This window comes from Gemmatimonadota bacterium (assembly GCA_009838845.1).
Taxonomy (GTDB): Bacteria; Latescibacterota; UBA2968; order UBA2968; family UBA2968; genus VXRD01.
In genome coordinates, this window is sequence record VXRD01000004.1 from 1 (window position 1) to 6,203 (window position 6,203).

Genomic DNA, 6,203 nt, shown 5'->3' on the forward strand with positions numbered 1-6,203 from the left:
GTAAAAACGGGCGGTTTTTTTATACCTGCTGAGCATTTAAAAATCATTGCTAATTTTTTCGCTATTTGGGCTTGACAACGAATTTTTAATAGGATATTTTTTTCAGAACTGATATGCTAATTATTTCGCATCGTATCATTCATGAAAATAAAAAGGAGCTAAAAATGGCAAGACTGCGACAAGAGGGATTGACCACCCGTGAAATGGAACTCATACAGGTACTCTGGCAACAGAAAGAAGCAACCGTCGAGATGATCCAGGCAAAATTGCCTAACCGATTAGAAGGATCAACCATTCGCACACTCCTGCAAATCATGGAAGACAAAGGCTATGTGACGCACGAAAAGCAAGGACGCGCCAATGTGTACCGCCCCATAATTGAACAACAGAGGGTCCAATCCTCCGCAATGAAGCACATCATTCAAAAACTATTTGGAGGCTCAACCGAACTCTTGCTGGCGCGACTGGTTGAAGACGAAGAAATAGACCTGGACGACGTAGCGCGATTGCGTGAAAAACTCAAGCAACGCAAAGGAGGCACATCATGATCGGCACATTGGTCAATGCCCTGGATCCGATTGCCATTTTCCTCCTCGATGCGACTATTAAGACCACTCTATTTATGGGTCTTGTTCTACTTGCCGTGTGGCTCCTGGGCACGCGACAGGCAGCAAAGCGTAGTTTGCTTTTGAACTGGTGTCTTGTAGGCGTGTTGGTCATTCCCATCGCGTCTTTGTGTATGCCTTCACTGCGATTTCAATTTGATTCACCATCGTCCTCTTCAGAGCCATCAGTTCTGCCCGTTCAACGTATTGTTGCACCCGATACACCTCTGGAAAAACCCACACCTGCACTAAAGCAGCAAAGAGTATCTAATAGGGCGTTTTCAGAAAACCCAGAACTATCTCAAAACTTCGCATCTCCTCCCCCTGCCCAGATTATTTTCGCCAAAAATGCCTCGACAAAATCAATTGATTGGACGACCTACATACTGAATAAAATCACTTCAGCACAAGCTTTGTATGGTGTGATGGCGGTCTATGCTATTGGCCTGTTAGTTTTATTGATTCGGGTAATCTATTGTCTGATAATGGTTTGTAAGTTTCGCCGATCTCTATTGCCCTGTGAATACGAACAGCTTCAAAATGATTTACAGGTCTTAAAGAATCAATTGGGTATTCGGCGATCTGTTGCACTCGCCGTCAGTGACAAAATCGGCAGTCCAACTCAAGTCGGACTCTTAAAGCCAGTGGTCGTATTACCCGCACCTATGGTCGAATCGCGCGATCCGTTGAAATCGATTTTGATTCACGAACTCATACACGTCAAGCGATGGGATTGCCTGTATCGTCTGCTGGCAATGGTGGGCCTGGCGTTTTACTGGTTCAATCCCCTATTCCACCGCGTCAAACACCTGCTTTTTGAAGTGCAAGAACAAGCCTGTGATGATTGGACTGTAACGACAACTGGCAATTCTGAAAGCTATGCGGATACGCTTCTCAATGTGGCGACCCAACTGCGCTCTCGTCCTGCGATAGCTCTGGGCATGGACATGGCGCGAGCAACTCAGGTCATGGATCGCGTCAATCGCATTATCACCCTGGGCGGTCATGTGTCTCCGCGCGTTGGTCGCGTATCGGCACTGGTGATGGCAGTGGTATTTATCGGTGGGGCGACAGCTATAGGTAGTCTGACTACTTCAAAGGTCGATCACAATGATCAAAAGGTTGTATTTGAGGGCGGAATTGCCGTAACCGATACCAGTGAGATATCACAGCGACTAATTCCACTAAAAATGCGTGATGGTCGCATATGGTGGCACTGCAAGAATAGTCTCTATTTACAGGATGGAGATGAGAGGCAAAAATTTACATTGCCGGAAGGTGGTTCATTCGACCAGATACATGCCTTTATACAAGCGCGCAATGGCTCGGTTTGGTTTGCCGGTATATATAAAAATAGGCCAATTGTCGCGAACTTTAGCGGAAAGACATGGCAGGTATGGGATTCAAAAACAACGGGCCTGGGCAAAATCGCCACTGGATATGATTTTGCCGAAGATGATGATGGCGGTATCTGGGTTACCCAGAGCTTTTCAAACTACAGAGCACACGGAGGCACCGATCGCTTCAAAGGCGGAAACGGCGTCTTGCATTTTGATGGCAAAGCATGGCACAACTACACGATAAAAGATGGATTGATTCACAATCGGGTTTACAATGTGGAAGCCGATTCCAAAGGCGGCGTGTGGATCGCAACCCTTCGTGGATTGAGCCACTACAAAGATGGAAAATGGACCTCTCATATTGTCGATCGCGTGCCCGTAGAGGGCGTGCGTAATGGCAATAAATATGATGGCCACAAGGTATATAAACTATTTTATGATCAGGAAGGCACGCTTTGGGCCGTGCATGGATCGAATATTGGGCGCACCATAACGCGGCGCATAGGGGGGATTTCCAGCTTTGACGGCACAGCCTGGACACACTACGATGCACATGATGGACTGCCTATAAATGCGTCTCGATATATCTGGCAAACAGAAAATGGCGATCTGTGGTTTGGGACTCATCCAGGTGATCAAAAGATAGTAGAAGCCAGAGGCTTGATGAGATATAAGGATGGGATGTGGTTGCGATTGACGCGCAAACACGGTATTCCCGGCGATTCTGTATGGGGCCTGGTTGAAAAAGGCGATGGATCTTTTTATCTGTGTGTTTCTGGGACTGTATCTTATAAGCCGCCTATCGATCACCTGACAACAATATCTGGTAAAGTAATCGATCAGGGCGATGGCCAGCCTGTAGCAAATATGGGAATATGGGCTGAATACGACGATGGCGAGGTGCATGCCGGAACCATGACAGATGAAGATGGTCGCTATCGCGTCGAAGTCACCCCGGGCGTATATCGCGTGCGGATCGCGTCTAAGAATGCAGCTGAACCCGTGACTGTTGAAGCAAAGTCCGAGAGTAAAATTGAAGATGTCGATCTGCTCTTGCTCAACTCGCGCCGCATCTCTGGTCGTGTAATCGACACGTCTGATAATCCGATTGCCAATGCTGTCGTAGTGATTTCCGATGAGTCCTCAAAAGATCAACGCCTATCTCCCCAGATAGTAACTACAGATGCCAATGGAAAATTTGAAGGCTGGCAAGTCTCGGGGCCGAAGGCTACTTTTGAAGTTGCAGCAAAAGGATACGCACAAATCGCGCGGGAAGTTGAAAATGCCATTGAAGGCCAGGTAGTGATTAGTCTCAAAAAAGGAACGACGTTTCGCGGTCGCGTTGTGGATGAGTTGGGCAAACCCCTGGAATGGGCGTGCGTTGATCCTGGACCATCACCGGACCCTGAAAAGAGAGTATATGTATTGCCCGCATTACCCTTTCAGCGCAATACATATACCGATGCATCGGGTCTGTTCACCCTAAATGACGTAGCGGAAGGTCACATCTGGGTGAATCATCCTGAGACCAGAATTGTGAATCAAGAGATTATGCCTGCCGATGATGTAATAGATATCCGCGTAGAGCGTTTGCGTTTGTATTCTGCTTCAGGCGTGGTGTCTTTAAATGAGGGTTCTGTAGAAGGACTGGAAATCAGAATATTTTCCACCAAACGCCCATCTACAGGTGGACCGACTCGGTCCAAAAGGGATTTTATAGATGCTACTGGCGCGTATCGTTTCGATGACCTTGAGCCAGGGGAATATATAATTTCGGTCAAGGCATCCATAGAATTGGAAATGGAGGAACAAACGATCATTCTGCATCGCAGTATTCAATCTCGGAGGCTGGTGATTGAAAACCGCGATGTGACGCTGAACTTTGAACTCCTGGGCGATGCGCGAATTACCGGTTTTGCAACTTACAAAGGGCTACCTGTTTCAGGGGTTTATGTAAATAGCCGTGTTTTGGCCGATGATCCCCCGAAATTGGTTTCAGCAGGCAGTACCCAAACAGACAAAGAGGGACGGTTTGAATTGCATGATCTACCTTCTGCGCAGATTGAAATTCGTTTTTCTAGTATCCCCAGTTCAGGAAAACGCTGGAGCAAAGTCGATACGATTGATCTGACGAATAAAAAAGGATTGCGTTATCTCACCGAACTGAAAATGGAGGAACGCCCGACCTTGAGCCTGGGAGATATAGCACCTGAATTTGAAGCCAAACAGTTGGATGGGTCAACATTCCGGCTCGCAGATTACCGGGGCGAAAAAGCCGTTTTAATCGATTTTTGGGCAACCTGGTGTCCCCCCTGCGTCGATGAAATTCCGACAATCAAAAGAATTGCGGATACCTATCGCGATCAGGGATTGGAAGTCGTGGGCGTGAGTTTGGACCGCGATGAGAAGGCATTGCGAGATTTTGTAAAACGTGAAAAACTGAGCTATGTGCAGGTATTTGAAAAAGAAAAAACGCGGGCGATTACAAAATCCTACGGTATATGGGGCATCCCATCAGTATTTCTGATAGATAAAAATGGCGTCATCAACGCGCTGAAGCTGCGTGGAACTCGCACGGAAGCGGCTGTGAGGGCGTTATTAGCCACTGATCTACAGACGGCTGATGGAGGAAATTCGCGATAGACTTTTTATAGCACTAATGACCATTTGAAGAGAATAACAATGCGATTTACAATTCTTGTGTTGGCCTGCCTATTTGGTTCTGGCTTGTCCAACGGGGAAATCACAATAGACGCGCTTTTTCAGAATGCAATGGAGCAAATTGGTCATGTGAGCCATAAAGAAAGCATAAAAGCTCTTGAAGAGATTATTTCCAAAGATAGAGATTACGCACCTGCATACAGCGAATTGGCCAAACTGCATCTGCTGGACCAAACCGTAAATGGGCGACAGCGCGCAATGAGGAGGATACAGCAGGCAATCTCAAGTGATCCCAACAATGCTGAATACCGGCTGACACGCGGAAAAATCTGGTGGGCACAGAGCTTTCGATTTCGGGCATTGAAACAATTCAAAGACGTGACCGAAAAGCATCTCGACAATACGGGTGTCCTCAATAGTCTGGGTATGTTTTGGGTGTATGATTTCCTATCACAGAAAGATAGAAGAGCGCCATTGAAAGAGATGGACATGGGGTCCAGGGTACGACATTATAGGCTAATGGCAATGAGGCCCAGGATAAAAGATTTCAAGACCTTTGGCCAGGAATCCAAACAAGAAGCAGTGCAGATCTTGCGAAAAAGTATTCAGTTGGATGCCACCAATCAGCACCCCTATTATTTGTTGGGCATACTCTACTTTGAAGATGAGGACTGGTATGCGTTTCAAACCTTGATGCAAGACTTGTACGCGCAATATCCAGACGATAAAAATGCGTTGCTATTTTGTGGTCTTGCCGCCTATCAGATTGGCGAATTCAATGACTCGCATGAATACTATCAACGCGCTCTTGACTTGATGAGTGCTGAAGAGCGCGAGTTGCTCGAATCTATTGACCTGCTTGTTCCTCAGGAAGATCATGCATCCCGCGATACGACGCAGACGATTGATGCGTTGTTGGAACGCGAGATGTTCTGGAAGCGCCAAGACCCGCTCTATTTGTCTAATTTTAACGAAAGAAAAATGGAACACTTTGGTCGCATAGCATACTCAAATTTGCGGTTCAGGCGATTTTCAGATGATGTTGAAGGCTGGCAGACGGATATGGGCAAGACCTATATCAAATTTGGAAGATATAGACGGCGCGTGACAACCCATAAAGGGACCTGGGATTCTGAAGAGGTCCTGGATGCCGCACTGGTTCGAAGAAGATCATCTCATATTCTCGCAACAATGATGGAGTTCTGGTATTACGAAAACTTTCAGATCAAATTTTGTGGTACTACAGATGATATCTGGTATTTTTGCGGCGGTTCCTGGTATGGTGTCAGCCAGCGCCTACCTATAGGAGCAAGTGTCTTCCGTGAATACGACTTCGGGGCTAAGCTTCCTCTATTTGCGATAATCGGGGATAAGTATCCTAAAGAGAAGAGACAAGTCTTTGCTCCTTTGCCTCGTACACTTCAGGAAGCCTCACATCATATATTAAAAAAAATAGAGCAACGGTTTGTCGATCCGTATTTAAATCGAAAATACTCCCTCCCCCATCAGATCGCTGCCTTTGAAGAACGAGACAGCATGCGGGTCGAACTCAGCTATATGATTCCAAAAGACCGATTAACAGAAAATTTTGAAACGG

General features: G+C 46.6%; 3 protein-coding genes. All 3 read left to right on the forward strand.

Annotated features, from left to right (window positions below; genetic code table 11):
* Window positions 1-113: 113 nt before the first annotated feature.
* The gene (locus tag F4Y39_00665; protein ID MYC12216.1) at window positions 114-548 is read left to right on the forward strand and encodes a BlaI/MecI/CopY family transcriptional regulator; all 435 of its coding nucleotides are present in this window, start codon (window positions 114-116) and stop codon (window positions 546-548) included.
* Window positions 545-4,588: a redoxin domain-containing protein gene (locus F4Y39_00670; GenBank protein MYC12217.1), complete on the forward strand. Its 4,044-nt coding sequence runs from the start codon at window positions 545-547 to the stop codon at window positions 4,586-4,588. Before F4Y39_00665 ends, F4Y39_00670 begins: the two co-directional genes overlap by 4 nt.
* Before the next feature lie 39 nt (window positions 4,589-4,627).
* Window positions 4,628-6,203, forward strand: a 1,576-nt coding sequence (locus F4Y39_00675) for a GWxTD domain-containing protein (protein ID MYC12218.1), incomplete at its 3' end; no start/stop codon positions are given.